The organism is Symbioplanes lichenis (genome assembly GCF_030709675.1).
Taxonomy (GTDB): domain Bacteria; phylum Actinomycetota; class Actinomycetes; order Mycobacteriales; family Micromonosporaceae; genus Actinoplanes; species Actinoplanes lichenis.
This window is the reverse complement of record NZ_JAUZQD010000002.1, coordinates 1-15,814: the sequence shown is the minus strand read 5'-3', so window position 1 is coordinate 15,814 and position 15,814 is coordinate 1. Positions and strand designations below refer to the sequence as shown.

The 15,814-nt window shown below is 72.0% G+C and carries 15 protein-coding genes; 4 read left to right on the top strand and 11 right to left on the bottom strand.

Annotated elements, in window-relative coordinates; genetic code table 11:
* Window positions 1-3: 3 nt before the first annotated feature.
* Window positions 4-1,110, bottom strand: a complete 1,107-nt coding sequence (locus tag RAN62_RS04025; RefSeq protein ID WP_305783082.1) for an XdhC family protein — start codon at window positions 1,108-1,110, stop codon at window positions 4-6.
* Between the two features lie 131 nt (window positions 1,111-1,241).
* On the opposite strand from RAN62_RS04025, the gene RAN62_RS04020 reads away from it, so the two are divergent.
* Window positions 1,242-2,006: a pectate lyase gene (locus RAN62_RS04020; RefSeq protein WP_305783081.1), complete on the top strand. Its 765-nt coding sequence runs from the start codon at window positions 1,242-1,244 to the stop codon at window positions 2,004-2,006.
* A 56-nt stretch (window positions 2,007-2,062) separates the two neighbouring features.
* A complete protein-coding gene (locus tag RAN62_RS04015; RefSeq protein ID WP_305783080.1) occupies window positions 2,063-3,220 on the top strand; it encodes an AI-2E family transporter in 1,158 nt (385 codons plus the stop codon).
* A gap of 46 nt (window positions 3,221-3,266) precedes the next feature.
* On the opposite strand, the gene RAN62_RS04010 is transcribed toward RAN62_RS04015, so the two are convergent.
* Window positions 3,267-4,415, bottom strand: a complete 1,149-nt coding sequence (locus tag RAN62_RS04010) for an ROK family transcriptional regulator (RefSeq protein WP_305783079.1) — start codon at window positions 4,413-4,415, stop codon at window positions 3,267-3,269.
* A gap of 91 nt (window positions 4,416-4,506) precedes the next feature.
* Between RAN62_RS04010 and RAN62_RS04005 the strand changes: the two genes are divergently transcribed.
* Window positions 4,507-5,766: a YbiU family protein gene (locus RAN62_RS04005; protein ID WP_305783078.1), complete on the top strand. Its 1,260-nt coding sequence runs from the start codon at window positions 4,507-4,509 to the stop codon at window positions 5,764-5,766.
* A 24-nt stretch (window positions 5,767-5,790) separates the two neighbouring features.
* On the opposite strand, the gene RAN62_RS04000 is transcribed toward RAN62_RS04005, so the two are convergent.
* Window positions 5,791-6,651, bottom strand: coding sequence for an aldo/keto reductase (locus RAN62_RS04000; RefSeq protein WP_305783077.1), 861 nt, complete (start codon window positions 6,649-6,651; stop codon window positions 5,791-5,793).
* A gap of 222 nt (window positions 6,652-6,873) precedes the next feature.
* Window positions 6,874-7,683, bottom strand: a complete 810-nt coding sequence (locus RAN62_RS03995) for a SigB/SigF/SigG family RNA polymerase sigma factor (RefSeq protein ID WP_305783076.1) — start codon at window positions 7,681-7,683, stop codon at window positions 6,874-6,876.
* A 169-nt stretch (window positions 7,684-7,852) separates the two neighbouring features.
* Between RAN62_RS03995 and RAN62_RS03990 the strand changes: the two genes are divergently transcribed.
* The gene (locus RAN62_RS03990) at window positions 7,853-8,188 is read left to right on the top strand and encodes an STAS domain-containing protein (protein ID WP_305783075.1); all 336 of its coding nucleotides are present in this window, start codon (window positions 7,853-7,855) and stop codon (window positions 8,186-8,188) included.
* Here the strand turns inward: RAN62_RS03990 and RAN62_RS03985 are convergent.
* The 7 genes from RAN62_RS03985 to RAN62_RS03955 form a co-directional block, all read right to left on the bottom strand.
* The gene (locus RAN62_RS03985) at window positions 8,175-9,203 is read right to left on the bottom strand and encodes an ABC transporter substrate-binding protein (RefSeq protein WP_305783074.1); all 1,029 of its coding nucleotides are present in this window, start codon (window positions 9,201-9,203) and stop codon (window positions 8,175-8,177) included. The genes RAN62_RS03990 and RAN62_RS03985 overlap by 14 nt on opposite strands.
* An 18-nt stretch (window positions 9,204-9,221) precedes the next feature.
* Window positions 9,222-10,034 (bottom strand): ABC transporter permease, encoded by an 813-nt coding sequence (locus tag RAN62_RS03980; RefSeq protein ID WP_305783073.1) that lies wholly within the window; start codon window positions 10,032-10,034, stop codon window positions 9,222-9,224.
* Complete coding sequence (locus tag RAN62_RS03975) at window positions 10,031-10,780, bottom strand: ABC transporter ATP-binding protein (RefSeq protein ID WP_305783072.1); 750 nt, start codon at window positions 10,778-10,780, stop codon at window positions 10,031-10,033. The genes RAN62_RS03980 and RAN62_RS03975 overlap by 4 nt, the downstream gene beginning before the upstream one ends.
* Window positions 10,777-11,703, bottom strand: a complete 927-nt coding sequence (locus RAN62_RS03970) for a DUF6282 family protein (protein WP_305783071.1) — start codon at window positions 11,701-11,703, stop codon at window positions 10,777-10,779. The genes RAN62_RS03975 and RAN62_RS03970 overlap by 4 nt, the downstream gene beginning before the upstream one ends.
* A 113-nt stretch (window positions 11,704-11,816) precedes the next feature.
* Complete coding sequence (locus RAN62_RS03965; RefSeq protein ID WP_305783070.1) at window positions 11,817-13,466, bottom strand: RICIN domain-containing protein; 1,650 nt, start codon at window positions 13,464-13,466, stop codon at window positions 11,817-11,819.
* A gap of 30 nt (window positions 13,467-13,496) precedes the next feature.
* Window positions 13,497-13,985, bottom strand: coding sequence for a hypothetical protein (locus tag RAN62_RS03960; RefSeq protein ID WP_305783069.1), 489 nt, complete (start codon window positions 13,983-13,985; stop codon window positions 13,497-13,499).
* A 2-nt stretch (window positions 13,986-13,987) separates the two neighbouring features.
* Window positions 13,988-15,814 (bottom strand): polymorphic toxin-type HINT domain-containing protein (locus RAN62_RS03955; RefSeq protein WP_305783068.1); only part of this gene is annotated, 1,827 nt, incomplete at its 5' end.

Sequence of the window (15,814 nt, the reverse complement as noted above, 5' to 3'; positions counted from 1 at the left end):
CTATCAGCGGTCCGCGTGGATGGGACCGTCCGTGGCGGCGAGGCGGGAGCCCGAGCCCTGCCAGCGCAGCGCCACGATCTCGGCGGCGATGCTGACGGCGGTCTCCTCGGGCGTGCGCGCGCCCAGGTCGAGCCCGATCGGCGAGGCCAGGCGGTCCAGCTCGGCCGCGGTCAGGCCGGCCTCGCGGAGGCGTTTGAGCCGGTCGTCGTGGGTGCGCCGGGAGCCCATCGCCCCCACGTACGCGACCGGCAGGCGCAGCGCCGCCTCCAGCACCGGCACGTCGAACTTGGGGTCGTGGGTGAGCACGCAGAGCACCGTCCGCGGATCGATGCGGCCCGCCGCCGCCTCCGCCGTCAGGTAGCGGTGCGGCCAGTCGACCACGACCTCGTCCGCCTCGGGGAAGCGCGACACCGTGGCGAACACGGGCCGCGCGTCGCAGACGGTCACGTGGTAGCCGAGGAACGAGCCGATCCGGGCCACCGCCGCGGCGTGGTCGGTCGCCCCGAAGACGAGCATCCGGGCGGCCGGGGCGAAGGACGTCACCAGCACCGAGAGACCGCTTCCGCGCCGCTGCCCGTCCGGGCCGTAGCGCAGGATCCCCGTACGCCCGGCCGCGAGCAGCCCCCGCCCGTCGTCCGCGGCCGCGTCGTCGGCCCGGTCGTGCCCGAGCGTGCCGAAGCGCGCGTCCGGCGTGATGACGAGGTGCCGGCCGATCCGCTCCGGCGGCCCTTCGACGCAGGTCAGCAACGCGACCGGGGTGCCGGCGGCGACGAGCTCGGCCAGCCGGCCCAGCTCGGGGAAGCCGGCCGGCTCCACGAACACGTCCAGCGTGCCGCCGCACGGCAGCCCCACCTCGAACGCGTCATCGTCGGACACGCCGAAGCTCGCCGTCCGCGGCTCGCCCGAGGCGGCGGTCTCCCGGCACAGCTCGTAGACGGCGCCCTCGACGCAGCCGCCCGAGACGCTGCCCGTGGCGGCCCCGTCGGCCCGCACGAGCATGGCCGCTCCCGGGCGGCGAGGAGCGCTCGACCACGTGGCCGTCACGGTCGCCAGCCCGGCCGCCTCGCCCTGCCGCCACGCCGCCACCAGCTCGTCGAGCACCTCACGCATCATCCGATCCTAGGTCCGTACTGGGGAAAGCGCTTTGTCAAGAAGGTTGATTAATCCGAACGCCGCGCCCGCCCGTGGTGATGGTCCAGTGGCCCGCCTCCCGCGGGCCGCCCGGACGCAAGGAGACGCACGTGGCACAGCGTTCACGCAGGACCCGGATCATCGCCCTGGCCGCCGTCGCGGCCGCCGCGGTGGCCGCCACGGTGACGACGCAGCTGGCGAGCGCCGCCGAGAAGGAGACCAAGGCCGACACGGTCGTCACCGAGACCATCCAGGTCGACGGGGTGTTCGACGGGGCGGGGCAGCGCTTCGTCGGCGGCGGCGAGCTCGGCGACGGTGGCCAGGACGAGGGGCAGGACGCGCTCTTCGAGCTGGCCGACGGCGCCACGCTGCGGAATGTGATCCTCGGCTCCCCCGCCGCGGACGGCGTCCACTGCTCGGGCAGCTGCAGCCTGCTCGACGTGTCCTGGGAGGACGTCGGCGAGGACGCGGCGACCTTCCGGGGTGAGAACGCGACCGTGCTCGTCGAGGGCGGATCCGCCGCGAGCGGCACGGACAAGGTGTTCCAGGACAACCGCGGCGCCGGCGGGTCGGTCACCATCCGCGACTTCACGGTGAGCGACTTCGGCAAGCTCTACCGGTCGTGCGGCAACTGCGACGAGCAGGCCGCCCGTACGGTGACCATCGAGAACGTGACGGCGAACGCCCCCGGGAAGGTTCTCGCCGGGGTCAACGCGAATCTCGGTGACCGCGCGACGATCTCGAACGTCACGGTGCCGGCGGACACGCACATCTGCGAGCTGTTCGAGGGCAACGACACGGGTGAGGAACCCACGAAGATCGCCGACGAGCCGGACGGTGTGACCTGCGTCGCCACGGGTGTCACCACGCAGTGATCCACGCGCGCCGTGTCCTGCGCAAGTCCCCGGTCGGCTGACCATAGGGTGAGCGCATGCCTGGATCGCTGAGCGCCCCGAAGACCCGAGCCGCCCTGCGCACCTCCGCGAGAGTCTCGCTCGAGGTGCTGCTGGTGCTGCTCATGACCGCCGTGGCGCTGTGGCTGCTGGGGAAGGCGTGGTCGATCATCTGGCCGCTGGTCATCGCGCTGCTGCTGACCACGCTGACCTGGCCGCCCGTACGCTTCCTGCGCAAGCACGGCTGGAAGCCCGCCCTGGCCGCCTCGGTGGTCACCATCCTGGCGCTGCTCATCGCGGCCGGCACCCTGGTCGGGATCGCGGTGCCGGTGGCGGGCCAGTCCCCGCAGCTCGCCGACGGTGTCGTGGACGGGATCCAGCAGCTGCGCGACTGGGCGTCCGGTCCCCCGCTGAACATCCAGGACGACCAGATCAACCAGGTGCTCGACTCGGCGATCGGCCAGATCCAGGGCCGGGCCAGCGACATCGTCAACTACACGGTCACCGGCGTGAGCACCGTGGTCAACGGCGTCGTGACCACGGTGCTGGCGCTCTTCCTCATGTTCTTCTTCCTCAAGGACGGGCCGCGCTTCCTGCCCTGGCTCACCCGCCAGCTCCCGGGCCGCCTCGCCACCGACGTCCCCGCCGTGACCGAGCGCAGCTGGAACACCCTCGGCGCCTTCGTCCGCTCGCAGGCCTTCGTCGGCCTGCTCGACGCGGTCTTCATCGGCCTCGGCCTGTGGATCGTCGGCGTCCCGCTGGTGCTGCCGCTGGCCGTGCTGACCTTCGTGACGGCGTTCATCCCGATCGTCGGCGCGCTCTTCGCCGGCTTCGTCGCGGTGCTGATCGCCCTGGTCTCCAACGGCTGGACCGACGCCCTGATCGTCCTGGGCATCATCATTCTGGTCCAGCAGCTCGAGGGCAACGTCTTCCAGCCCATGATCCAGAGCCGGGGCCTGGGCCTGCACGCCGCCGTGGTCCTGCTGGCCGTCACCCTGGGCGGCAGCCTGGCCGGCATCGTGGGCAGCCTCCTCGCCGTGCCGGTGTCGGCGGTGATCGCGGTCATGTGGAACTACCTGCGCGAGCAGCTCAGCGACCCCGAGCCCGACCCCGACCCCGACCACGACCCGGCGCCGGAGCCGCCCGTCGTCCCGGACGACCCGCCGCCGGCCGCCGCCGCTCCCGCCGGAGCCTGACCACCCCGAGCGCCCGCCCGCCGGCCGCGGGCGGGCGAACGCGGGGCTACGCCGGGGCCACGATCGCGGCGCGCAGGCGGGTCACAGCATCCGCCCGGGCCCCCGCGAACGCCGGGTCGTCCCGCATCCGGGCGGCCCGGACCGGCACCGCCCACGGCATCCGCCCATCGAGCGAAAGCGCTTCCCCCGGCGTGGGCTCCGCGGCGTCGTCGAGCAGGGCCGGCCCCCACGACCCGCCTAGCACCACGCACCCCGGGTCGGCCAGAGCGACGACGGCGGCCAGCACTCCCGAAAGCGCTTCCCGCAACGTCGCCGCCGCCCCCGGCGAGCGCAGAGCCGCGAGCAGCCGATCGGTGTGGATCCCGCTCGAGCCCGCCCGCCGCAGTCCCAGCTCCGCGAACACGTCGATGAACCGCACGGCCCGCCCGTCCGCCCCGGCCGTCAGCAGGTAGGCGATCTCTCCCGCGAGCCCTCCGTGCCCGCGCCGCACCACACCGTCGCTGACGACGGCACACCCCAGACCCTCGCCCAAATAGAGGTACGCGAAATCGCGCAGCTCCCCGCCGTCCGCGTGATCCCGCTCGGCGCGGGCGGCCCAGTTGACGTCGTTGTCCACGGTGACCGGGCCGTCGACGTGCGCCCCGAGCACCGCCACGGGATCCAGCTCCCCCACCAGGAACGGCGCGTCGGGCAGCTGCACCAGCCGCCCCGTCGCCCGGTCGACCGGATCCGCGGCGCTCACCACCGCGAGCCGCGGCCGCCCCGCCCCTGACTCCGCGTCGCCGGCAGCCGTGGCCACCGCCTCCTGCAGCGCGCGAGCCACGTCGGCCGGGCGCGCCGGGCGGCTGATCTCCCGCCGGGTCCGCGCGACCGTCGACCCGTATACGTCGACGACCTCCGCCACGACCCCCTCCGGCGCGATCGCCACGGCCAGTGCCGTCCCCGTGGACCCGGACAGCGCGTAGTAGGACCCCACGCGGCCCTTCCCCCGGCCGCCCGGCGTGCGCTCGCCCGTGTCGACGAGCAGTCCCCGCTCGGTCAGCCGCCGCACGCTCTCCCCGGCGGTCGGCTTCGAGATCCCGGTCTCCTGGGCCAGCTCGGCCCGGGTCAGCCGCCGGTGCCGCATGAGCGCGCGCAGCACGTGCTCGTCGGTGACCGAGCGGACCAGATCCAGCGACGGCTTGGCGGCTTCCATGTGCCGATTCTAGACAGGGCCCTTGCCTGGAAGGCGCCCGCCCGCTTACCGTCGTCCAAATAAGGAGAGCTGACTAGAAGGAGGAACCGCCATGTCGCTGCCCCACTGGGAGGAGACTCCCACCGACCTGCCCGCCGCCGTGCGCGAGATCAAGGCCGCGTTGCGGGATCGCATCGCCGCGTCCGGCCGTACCGTCGAGGAGGTCTTCGGGGTTGTCGAAGATCGCGTCCGGGTCGCCGTGGAGGAGATCGAGGCGGCGCACAAGAGCGGGGAATCCGTCTGGCCGGTCATCGAGTACGACCAGCTGGCCGCGGGATCCGTGCCGGCCGAGCAGATCGCGTTGCTGCGCCGGCGCGGCTGCCTTGTCGTGCGCGGGCACTTCCCACGTGAGCAGGCGCTGGCGTGGGACCGGGACATCGTCGACTACGTGGACGGCAACCACTTCTTCGAGAACTACCGCGGCCCCGGCGACGACTTCTTCGGTAGTGTCGGATCCAAGCCCGAGATCTACCCGATCTACTGGTCGTCGGCGCAGATGGAGGCGCGGCAGAGCGACCGGATGGCGCGCGTGCAGGCGTTCCTCAACAGCCAGTGGACGCACGAGTCCGAGGGCGTCCGCTGGTTCGACCCGGACCGGGACTCGTTGTATCCCGACCGCATCCGCCGTCGTCCGGCCGGCGCCGATTCGGATGGGCTGGGCACCCATCTGGATCCCGGCACGCTCGACCTGTGGATGACCTCGGCCAACCAGCGCGCGTTCCGGCACCTCTTCGACGGCAGCGTCGAGCAGTACGACCCGTGGGACGCGGCCCACCGCACGGACGGCCCGCAGTACCCGGGGTCGACCATGTGCTCGGCCTTCCGGACGTTCCAGGGGTGGACCGCGCTGTCCGACATGGATCACGACCAAGGCGTCCTGCACACCGTCCCGGTCCCCGAGGCGATGGCCTATCTGATGCTGCGCCCGCTGCTGGCCGACGTCTCGGACGACGACATGTGCGGTGTCACGGTCAACCAGGTTTTCCCGGCGAGCGAGAAGTGGCACCCGCTGCTGATGCGCGCGCTCTCCGGCATCCCCGACGTCCGCGCCGGCGACTCCGTGTGGTGGCATTGCGACATGATCCACAGCGTCGCGCCGGTCCGGGACCAGCAAGGCTGGGGCAACGTCATGTACATCCCCGCCGCGCCGTGGTGCCCCCGGAACGAGCGCTACGCCGCGTCGGTGCGCGCGGCCTTCGCCACCGGCGACAGCCCGGCCGACTTCCCGCCCGAGCACTACGAGCGCGAGTGGCCCGACCGCTTCCCCGCCGCCGCCCTCAACAACACCGGCCGCCGCGGACTCGGCCTCTGACCGCGCCGCCGGGCCACGCGCTCGTCAGGCGGCCTGCGACAGCGTCTCGAACTCCTCGTCGGTGAGGCGCACGTCGGCGGCGGCCAGGTTCTCCTCCAGGTGCGCGACCGAGGACGTGCCCGGGATCGGCACCATCACCGGCGAGCGGCGCAGGAGCCAGGCCAGGGCCAGCTGCCCGGTGGTCGTGCCAGGGTGGGCCTTGGCCACCTCCTCGAGCGGGCCGCCGGGCCGGGCCAGGGTGCCCGCGTCGACCGGCGCCCACGGGATGAAGGCGATGCCCTGCTCGGTGCAGTAGTCGAGCAGCTCCTCCGCGCGCCGGTCGCCGAGGTTGTAGCGGTTCTGCACCGAGGCGACCGGGACGCCCGCGGCCTGCGCCTCCTTGACGTCCTCGACGGTCACCTCGGAGAGGCCGATCTGCCCGGCCAGCCCCTCGTCCACGAACGACTTGATCTCGGCGAACTGCTCCTCGCGCGGCGTGCGCGGGTCGATGCGGTGCAGCTGCCACAGGTCGATGCGGTCGACCCCGAGGCGGCGCAGCGACATGAGGAGGCACTGGCGCAGGTATTCGCGGCGGCCGAGCGGCGGCCACACGTCGGGGCCGCTGCGGGTCAGGCCGCCCTTGGTGGCGACGACGATGTCCCCGTAGCCGCGGCCGTCGTGGAGCGCTTCGCGGATCAGCTCCTCCGAGACGAACGGCCCGTAGGAGTCGGCGGTGTCGATGAACGTCACCCCGAGCTCGGCCGAGCGGCGCAGCACGCGCACGGCCTCGTCGTGGTCGCGCGGCGGGCCCCAGATGCCCGGCCCCGTGATGCGCATCGCGCCGAAGCCGAGCCGGTGCACGGCCCGCCCGCCGAGCTCGATGGTCCCGCTGTCCGCGACGCCCATGGTGCGCTCCTGATGAAATCGAGAGTCGAAAAGTCGAGGGACGAAAGCGGCCGAAGCCGTCAGCCCGATCACCACTAAGCTAGCCCCGCGCCCGGGCGGCTGCCATGTGACGAGCGTCAAGCGAAGAGCTGTCGAGGACCGGGTGGGAGAGAACGCGAAGCGGCCGCGACCCCGCCAGGTGGGATCGCGGCCGCGCGAAGGAGAAGCGCCGGGAAGGACGGCTCAGACGGCGAACTCGTCCAGGCGCGTGCGCAGCTTGGCCAGCGCCTTGGTCAGCAGCCGGGAGACGTGCATCTGGGAGATGCCGACCTGCTCCGCGATCTGCGACTGGGTCATGTTGCCGTAGAAGCGCAGGCTCACGATCTTCTGCTCGCGCTCGTCGAGGGAGGCGAGCGCCGGGCCCAGGGCCACGCGCAGCTCGGCCAGCTCGAACTCGGGGTCGGCCCCGCCCAGGGTGTCGCCCAGCTCGGTGCTGCCGTCGGCGCCGACCGGCGTGGAGAGGCTGGCCGAGTTGTAGGCGCGGGCGCCCTCCAGGCCCTCGAGGACCTCTTCCTCGGTGATGCCCAGGTGCTCGGCGATGTCGGAGACCTGCGGCGAGCGGCCGAGGCTGTGCGTGAGGGCACTGTTGGCCGCGGTGATGGCCAGGCGCAGCTCCTGCAGGCGGCGCGGCACCCGGATCGACCAGGTGCGGTCGCGGAAGTGCCGCTTGAGCTCGCCGATGATCGTGGGGATCGCGAAGCCCGCGAAATCGACGCCCCGGTCGGCCTCGAAGCGGTCGACGGCCTTGATCAGCCCGACCACGGCGACCTGGTAGAGGTCGTCGGTCGGCTCGCCGCGGCCGGCGTAGCGGTTGGCCAGGTGGCGGGCCAGCGGCAGCCACGCCTCGATGGTCCGGTCACGGACGGCCGGGCGGGACGGGTGCCCCGCGGGGAGGCTCGCCAGCGCGTTGATCAGCTCACCGGCACGGTCCGTGCTGGCCGACGCATCGGCCTTGGTGTCGGTGTCGGGAGCGGACACTGCGACGACGGTCATGAAAGGGCTCCTGTTCGTGACTGCTTTCCCACGCGTGGACCGCTATTGCCCGCTGGTCACGTGTCCCCAAACTCGTCCGAACGACCGAATTTGGCCCGCCGAACGAATGATCGTCACCTCCTCCGTTTCGGCACCGGCGGGCCAGGGTAGCGAAGAGGCTTCCCACGACGTGAGGAAGCCGATGTATCCGCCGCCTTCGTGGTCGTCACGCGTCGAGCACGCCGACGGCGTGCGCACGGTCAGCCTCACCGGTGACATCGATCTCACCGGCGCCGACGAGGTGCGCCGGCTGCTCGTCGCCGAGCTCGACGAGCCGGGCACCGACACCGTCGTCGCCGACCTCGGCGGCGTGCCCTTCCTCGACTCGGCGGGCCTCGGCGCGCTGATCGGCGCCTTCAACCACGCCCAGGACCACGGCTTGCGGTTCCGCATCCAAGGGTCGCAGCACGCCGCCCGCCGCATCATGGAGGTAGCCGGCGTCTACGCCCTGCTCACCGGGGCGTGACGACGGCGCCGAAGGCCGGCGGCGCGGCGACCAGCCCGCTGGCCCGGTGGAAGGTCGCCGACACCGTGTATGCCGCCTCCCGGGGCACCGGCGAGTCGGGGATCTCCTGCTGCAGCACAGGCACGAGAGCCTGAACGGTCTCCGCGTCCATCGTCGTCTGATACTTCTGCAGCAACGCGCCGACCGCGTCCGGGCTGCCGTGGATCGCCTGCTCGGCGGCGGCCAGCGCCCGGACGAAGGCCGTCACCGCCGCCCCCTTCCGGTCGAGCACCTTCTGCGTGGTGAAGACCACGCCGTGCAGCGCCCCGCGCAGCTCGGGCACGTCCCCGCGCGCCGGGCTGATCAGAATCCGCCCGATCTTCTGCGCCTCGACCTGCTGCCCGACGGGCTGGAAGAACGACAGCCCGTCCACCCGCCCGGCCTTGAGCGCCCCGAGCGAGGCGGAGGCGTCGGCGCCCAGATTGACCAGCGTGAGGTCGGTCCTGGCGTCCAGGTTCTGCTGCTTGAGCAGGTACGTCAGGAGCGCCTCGGTCCCACTGCCCGGTCCCGTGATGCCGATCTTCTTGCCGCGCAGCGCCTGCACCTTGGCGGCGAGCGTCGCGTCGGCGGCCGTGGTGATGCCGGGGCCCGCGATGACGTCGACGTAGTACTGCTCGACCAGCGCGCCCACGATGCGCATGTCCGGATTGATCTTGTAGAGGTTGAACGCGTCGGTCATCACGCCGGCCCCGGCGTCGATGCTGCCGGACTGCAGGGCGGCGGCGAGCTTGGCCCCGGTGCCGAGCCGGGGCCGCTCCCCCAGCGTCAGCCCCTCCGCCGCGAAGAGGCCCTTCTCCTCGGCGACGAAAAGCGGGAAGAAGGCCACGGAGTTGCTGATCTGGCCGACGTTCACCTTCATGGCGTCGGCCCCGGTGGCCGGCTCGTCCGCGTCCTGGTCGAGACAGGCGGCGAGGGGCACGGGCAGAGCGGCGGTCAAGGCGGCGGTGAGCAGGGTGCGACGGGACACGACGGACATGCGAGCCTCCTGCGGGTGTCAGGTGGTGAGCGGCTTCCACCGGTTCGCCCGCCGGCCGAGCAGCGTGACGAGGGCGTTGAGGGCGGCGGCGACCAGGCTCAGCACGACGAGCGTGGCGAAGACGCCGTCGGTGTCGAACGTCGCCGACGAGTCGCTGATCAGATAGCCCAGGCCCCGGTTCGAGGCGACCAGCTCGCCGATGACCGCGCCGATCAACGCGTACGGGATGGCGACCCGCAGCCCCGTGAGCAGGCCCGTCAGCGACGCGGGCAGGATGACCTTGAGCGCGATGTCCCGCCGCCGGCCGCCCATGAGCCGCACGGCGTCGACCAGCGCCGGGTCGACGTCGTGGATCCCGGCGGCCGTGTTGAGGAACACCAGGAAGAACACGGTCACCGCGGCGAGCAGCACCTTCATGGACGTGCCGATGCCGAACCACACGATGAACAGCGGCGCGAGCGCGACCTTCGGGATCGAGTACAAGGCCATCACCAGGGGATCCAAGACGTCCCAGACGATGCGCAAGGGCGCTATGACGTACGCGATCAGGGCCGCTGCCCCCGCGCCGAGCAGGAAGCCGAGCACGATCTCCTGCACGGTGATCCACGTGTTGGTGGCGAGCGTGCCGTCGGCCAGCCAGTCGCCGAGCCGGGTGACGATGCCGTCCGGCGAGCTGACGTACTGGGGGTCGAGCACCCGGCCCGAGAGCACCTGCCACGCGACCAGGAACGCGACGAGCAGGATCGCCCGCCACGCCCACACGGTCGCCGTGCGGCCGTGGCGCGCGCGGAAACCCCGGCCGGAACGCTCACGAACGGGACCCGTACTCATCGGAGCGCTTCCGCCAGACGGCGATGCAATTCCACGAAGCGCGCGTCCACGCGGACGTCCTCGGGATCCCGCGGCCGCGGCAGGTCGATCGGCAGGTCCAGCACGATCCGGCCCAGCGGGCCGAGGACCACGACCCGGTCGGCCAGGGTGACGGCCTCCTGGATGTCGTGGGTGACGAACACGACGGTACGCCCGGAGCCCTGCCACAACCGCAGCAGCTCGCCCTGCAGCTCGGTGCGCAACTGTGCGTCCAGAGCTCCGAAAGGCTCATCCAGGAGCAGCGTTTCGGGATCCCCAGCGAGCATCCGCGCCAGGCTCGCCCGGCGCCGCATCCCCCCGGACAGCTCGCGCGGATAGTGCTTCTCGAACCCGCGCAGCCCGACCCGCTCGATCAGCGCCAGCGCGGCCGCCCGTCGCTCCCGCCGGCCCTCGCCCCGCAGCTCACGCGGCATCTCGACGTTACGGGTGACATCCCGCCACGGCATCAGCGTGTCCTGCTGGGTCAGGTAGCCGACCTCGGTGCGCGGGCCGGTGACGGGCCGGCCGCGGTGCCGGATGCTGCCCCCGGACGGCCGGGTCAGCCCCGCGAGCAGGTTGAGCAGCGTGGACTTGCCGCAGCCGCTGCGCCCCAGAAGCACCAGGAACTCGCCGGGCTCGACGGTCAGGTCAACGTCGCGCAGGGCCACGATGTCGTCGGCGCCCTTCGGGAACCGCTTGGCGACGCCGCGTACCTCGAAGGCGGTCATCGGGATCCCATCAGCGCGCGACTGTTCGTCACGGCCATCGTGCGGATCTCGTCGTCGCTGAAGCCGTACTCGAGGAGCTTGTCGGCGAGCAGCGCGAGGCCGTCCTCGACCGGCGGGTTGAACGGCTGCCCGAGATCGCTGGAGAGCACCGAGTGCTCCGGCCCGACGCGGCGGATGTGGTCGGCGAGCCGCTCCCACGTGACCTTGCCGCTGTGCGGGGTGGTGAAGCAGCGTTCCATCAGCGCGCCCCGCGCGGCCAGCTCGCGCTGGGTCTCGACGGGCAGGCGCTGGGAGGTGAACTCCGGGTGGGTGACGACGATCTTGCGTACGCCGGCCTCGCCCGCCGCCGCGACGACGGCCCCGATCTCCGGGCCGGACAGGTGTCCCGTGGCCAGCACCATGTCGTGCTTCGCGATCAACGTCAGCACCTGCCGGAGCGCGGGCACCACGCCACCGTCCGGATCCAGGACGTCGATCGCCGGCGCCATGATGCCCTGCTCGGCGAGCTCGTCCTGCAGCTGCGCCCACATCGGCGGGGTGGCCCCCGGCGGCGCCTCGGCCCGGCTGTCGCGCTGGTTGCGCGAGTCCACGGTGGGCAGCCACACGACCCGGGCGCCCTGCCGGCCCGCGATCTCGACGGCGCCGGGGTTGAGCCCGCCGACCGAGCCGTTGAGCGTGAGGGCGCCGAGCACGTCGACGCCCGGCACGATCCCGCGCACGACCTCGGCCCGCTCGGCCGTGGGGACATAGTGCGACTTGAGGACGAAGCCCGCCAGCCCCACCTCCGCGCAACGCCGGGCGAGCGTGACGTCGTCGACCCGGCGCTCCATGACGTCAGGGGCGATGTGGACGTGCGTGTCGTAGGCGCCGGTCACGAGGGCGCGGGCGCGATCGGACGGCGGGGGATGCTCCTGGTCCGGCACGATGATCCTCCCGGTGGCGGGGGTCTCTGCCCGGATATCGTTCACAGGATTGTCAACAAAAGTCAAGAACCCCGGACCGTTTCCGGTCCGGGGTCCTCGTGACTGCTGGTACGTCAGCCGACGGGCGGCTTGGGCAGCGCGTGCCCGGTGAAGCCGGAGGTCGGAGCCGCCTTCGCGGCGGCCCGGGCGGCCAGCCCCGCCCCAGCCTCATTCTTGGTGTAGAGGTAGGGCACCAGGTTCTCGTCGCGGACCGTGTAACCCCAGTTCGCGCCGCCGGTGGCGGTGTAGGTCACGATGGTCGGGTCGGTGACGACCGGCCGCATGACCGGGGCACCCTCGGTCCAGACGTTGCTGCTGGCGCTGGTCTCGAAGAGCGAGTGCACATACGTGTCCTCGCCGCGGGCGACGATCGCCAGCGCGCCGGTCACCGGGTCCATGACCAGGTCGGGCGAGCCGGCCGCGACGAACGTGCCGAGCGGCGTCCAGTCCGCGTCGAACGTGCCGTCCGTGTGCTCCGCCTTGTACTGCAGCGTGCCGGTGGCGTCGCGCACCACGACGCGCGTCCAGTAGCCGGTGACGGCGACCGCGGCCGGCGTACCGGTGAATCCGGAACCGCCGAGGCTGGTGAAGTCGCCCAGGGCGCCGTTCTTGTAGAGCGCCGTCTGCACCGCGCCCGCCGAGTTCAGCGCGAACACCCGGATGCCGTCCCGCACGGTCGCCAGCGCCGGCTCCCCGACCAGCCCCGAGCCGCCGATCTGCCGCCACGCGCCGTGCGGCAGGTTGGTCCCGTCCTGCGGCAGGTGCCACAGGCTGCCGGCGACCAGCGAGAACGTGACCAGCTTGCCGTCGGGCAGCCGCCCGGTGACCGGCTGCGACGCGCTCGACCCGCCGACGTCGGCCAGCCCGCTGTACGTGTTCTGGCCCTTGGCCGTCTGGGTCGACAGGTTGAGGTCACCGTCGGCCGCCCCGCGCACCCCGATCTGCACCCGGCCGTCGGCCTGCGCGGCCACGGTGGCGTGCCCGGCGTACTGGTCCAGGTTGGGCAGCGCCTCCCAGACGATGCCCGACGTGACGTCCGGGTTCTCCTGGTACGCGCGGTACACGTGCCCGGCGTCGTTGGTGTAGGCGTACACGATCGGGCCGAAGACCGCCCCCGTGCCCGCCCCGCCCTGCACGGCCACGATCGGCCCCTTCACCTGCGGCTGCAGCGCCGCGAAGGTCGGCCCCGCCGGCGGGAAGTAGAACTGGTGGTTCAGCCCGCTGTCCGACGTCGAACAGGTGAACTGCACGATGGCGGTCTGATCCGCCGACCCGTTCCCCTTGACGCTGAGGCACTTGCTGGTGGCCACGCTCCGGACCCGGAGCGTCGTCTTGCCCGCGACCGGCTCGATCTTCCACAGGTTGTTCGTGGCCGTGTCATTGCACGTGTACTGAATGATCTGCACGTCATTCGCGGTCTGGCTGTTCGGCACATTCAGGCACTTGCCCGACAGATTGTTGACGATCTGATAGTTGCCGGCCGCCTTCGGCACCACGCGCCACTTCTCGCTGGTGAAACTGTCGTTGCAGGCCTGCTGAATGATCACCGAATCGTTCTGCAGACTGCCACCCTTGACATTCATGCACTTCTCGGCATTGGCAATCTTCACCAAGATCCCGGCCGCCGGCGTGATCGCCGCCTGCGCCGAGGCAGGCACCGCCGCCACCCCGGCGACCGCCACCACCACGGCAGCGACCATCCGGCCGATGGAACTCAACTTCATCACTTCCCCGTTCTCTGAAGGCACTGAAGGTCAGGAAAAAGCCGTGGGGGCATGCGCTGCGAGGGCCCGTCCGAGTCCCCGCAGCAGAGCGCCGGTCTCGCCGAAGTCCAGGCCCGCTCCCTCGAGGTGGATCAGGCACAAGGCGTCGTCGGCCGACGCGGGGCGCAGGTCGGAGGCCAGCCACGCGTCGAGGGCCAGGCCGACCATGCGCTCGGCGTGCCGCTCCGTCTCCGCGGTGACGTCCGGGCCGAGGCCGGCGCCCGCCTCCAGCGGTGGGGTGGCGAGGACGACCGGCGGCAGCCCGTCCCCGGTCCTGTTCGCGAGCACCTGGGCCGTGCCGGGAACCGGTCGCCCGCCGTAGCGATCGCTCGCCAGCGTGTAATGCATGACCAGGGCATCGGCGCCGGGGTCCACCTCGAGGATCGACCCCTGCCGCACTTCCGCGAAGGGAAGATCCGCCAGGGCGTGCGACGCTTCGGCGAACCCGCGCGCCGTGGCCGACGCGACGACGAAGAGCATCCTCAGCACCCGACTCCCGTACTCATTTCCGGCATGATGCGCGGCCGTCCGAGCTTGGACAATGTCTCGTCAGGCAACGCCACACCGCCCTCTTGGACATCGGCGGTGTAGGTCATGCGTGCCAGCGCCGGAATGTCCGCGGTGTTCACCACCGTCCGTGTCATGGTGTACCGCCCTTCCTCGGGAAGCGCGCTGTAGGCACGCTTGGCGTACTCGGCGGCGCCCCGTTCGGTGAAGGCGAAGTACTTGCTCCCGCCGTCCTGGGTGGTGTAGGTCCGGGTCTTCTTGATGCCCCAGAGCTCGGGGTACTTCACCGCGCGCCAGAGGTACTGCTGACCGGGCTCCAGCGGGCCCTGGTTGTGGACCAGGACATTGGCGCCGGCGGTGAAGACGTAGTAGGTGTGCAGCCCGTCGACGGTCAGGTTGTAGACCGTCGCGTCGGCGGTCCAGTGCCGGGTCGCACTCACCTGGACGTACGTCCCGGCCGAGGTCCGGAGCAACGACCCCGGCCTCAGCTTTCCGGCGTCCACCCACCGGCCCAGGTCGGGCGCCCAGAAGGGGTGACCCTCGGTGGCCGTGATCGTGCCGGTCTCGTCGCCCGAGGTCCCGTCCGTGTCCACGGTGAGCTCGACCATCTGCTTGGTGCCGCTGCCGATGATCTGAGCGGTGACCTCACGGGTCTCCGTCCGGCCGGTGGTGGGGTCGGTGGCCAGGACCTTGTCGCCGACCCTGACCTGCTCGATCGGCTTGGTGGTGCCGTCCGCCATGACCACTGCGGTCCCCGCGGCGAAGCTGTTGCGCGGCCACGGGCAGCTGGTCGGCTCCGGGGCCGCGTCGTCGATGGTCTGGCGGGCGCTGGCGCCCGCCGACTCCACGGCTTCGCGGCCGGCCGAGCTTGCCGACCGGTTGGCCAGGGCCTTGCCGACCACGCCGCCGACCTGGCGCGAGCCGAACGACTTCAGCGCGCTGGTCGCCGCCGAGCCGCTCATCGACAGGGCCTCGCGGACGCCGCCGCTGAGCAGGCCGCGGACCGCGCCCGAGACGGCCGAGCCGCCGATCGAGGACAGTGGGCCCATGACGGCGCCGATCGTGCCGCCCAGGAGGGCGTCGGCGGCCATTTCCTTCCAGCCCTTGCCGCCCTCGACCAGGTCGGTGACCAGGGAGCCGACCGCGCCGCCGGCCGCGGCACAAGCGACCGCCCCCACGCCGGTGACGCCGATCAGGGCGCCGCAGCCCACGCCCACCACGGCGCCGGCGATGCCGCCGATGATCTCGGCCTTGTGGTCGACGACCCAGTCGCCGGCCTTCTGGACGCCGGAGACGACCGCGTTTCCGGCTTTGACCGCGCCGGCGTAGAGGTCGGCGGCGGCGGAGCTGAAGTCCTGGACGACGTTGCTGAAGCTCTGCGTCACCGCGGGCAGGGCCGCGGCCACGCTGATGGTGATGGCCTTGAGGCCGGCCTTCAGCTGGTTCTTGACCGCGTTGCCCAGGCCCTTGAGCGAGACGTGCTGGACGGCCGAGCTGATGGCCGCCTTCGCGCGTTCCTTGACCTGGACCGCGGCCTGATGGATCTGGGCCGCCTTCTGCGCCGCCCAGTTCTGCGCCCGGGCCATGGCCGGCTTGATGTACCGGTCGTAGCTGGCCCGCAGCGCCGTGCCCGCCCGCTGCAGCGCGTGGTACGAGCTCTTGGCCACGTTGACGACCGTGCGCACCACGAAGGACGCCGCCGCGCGGGCCTGGTTGACGAGCCAGCTGCCCGCCGCGACCGTCGCATGGTAGGCGGTCTTGACCACGTTGACAATGGGACTGACGACCGCGCTGACGGCCTT

Coding starts and splice junctions, on each gene's coding strand:
- RAN62_RS04025 (WP_305783082.1), bottom strand. CDS start 1,110: ATGCGTGAGGTGCTCGACGAGCTGGTGGCGGCGTGGCGGCAGGGCGAG.
- RAN62_RS04015 (WP_305783080.1), top strand. CDS start 2,063: ATGCCTGGATCGCTGAGCGCCCCGAAGACCCGAGCCGCCCTGCGCACC.
- RAN62_RS04010 (WP_305783079.1), bottom strand. CDS start 4,415: ATGGAAGCCGCCAAGCCGTCGCTGGATCTGGTCCGCTCGGTCACCGAC.
- RAN62_RS04005 (WP_305783078.1), top strand. CDS start 4,507: ATGTCGCTGCCCCACTGGGAGGAGACTCCCACCGACCTGCCCGCCGCC.
- RAN62_RS04000 (WP_305783077.1), bottom strand. CDS start 6,651: ATGGGCGTCGCGGACAGCGGGACCATCGAGCTCGGCGGGCGGGCCGTG.
- RAN62_RS03995 (WP_305783076.1), bottom strand. CDS start 7,683: ATGACCGTCGTCGCAGTGTCCGCTCCCGACACCGACACCAAGGCCGAT.
- RAN62_RS03985 (WP_305783074.1), bottom strand. CDS start 9,203: ATGTCCGTCGTGTCCCGTCGCACCCTGCTCACCGCCGCCTTGACCGCC.
- RAN62_RS03980 (WP_305783073.1), bottom strand. CDS start 10,034: ATGAGTACGGGTCCCGTTCGTGAGCGTTCCGGCCGGGGTTTCCGCGCG.
- RAN62_RS03975 (WP_305783072.1), bottom strand. CDS start 10,780: ATGACCGCCTTCGAGGTACGCGGCGTCGCCAAGCGGTTCCCGAAGGGC.
- RAN62_RS03965 (WP_305783070.1), bottom strand. CDS start 13,466: ATGAAGTTGAGTTCCATCGGCCGGATGGTCGCTGCCGTGGTGGTGGCG.
- RAN62_RS03960 (WP_305783069.1), bottom strand. CDS start 13,985: ATGCTCTTCGTCGTCGCGTCGGCCACGGCGCGCGGGTTCGCCGAAGCG.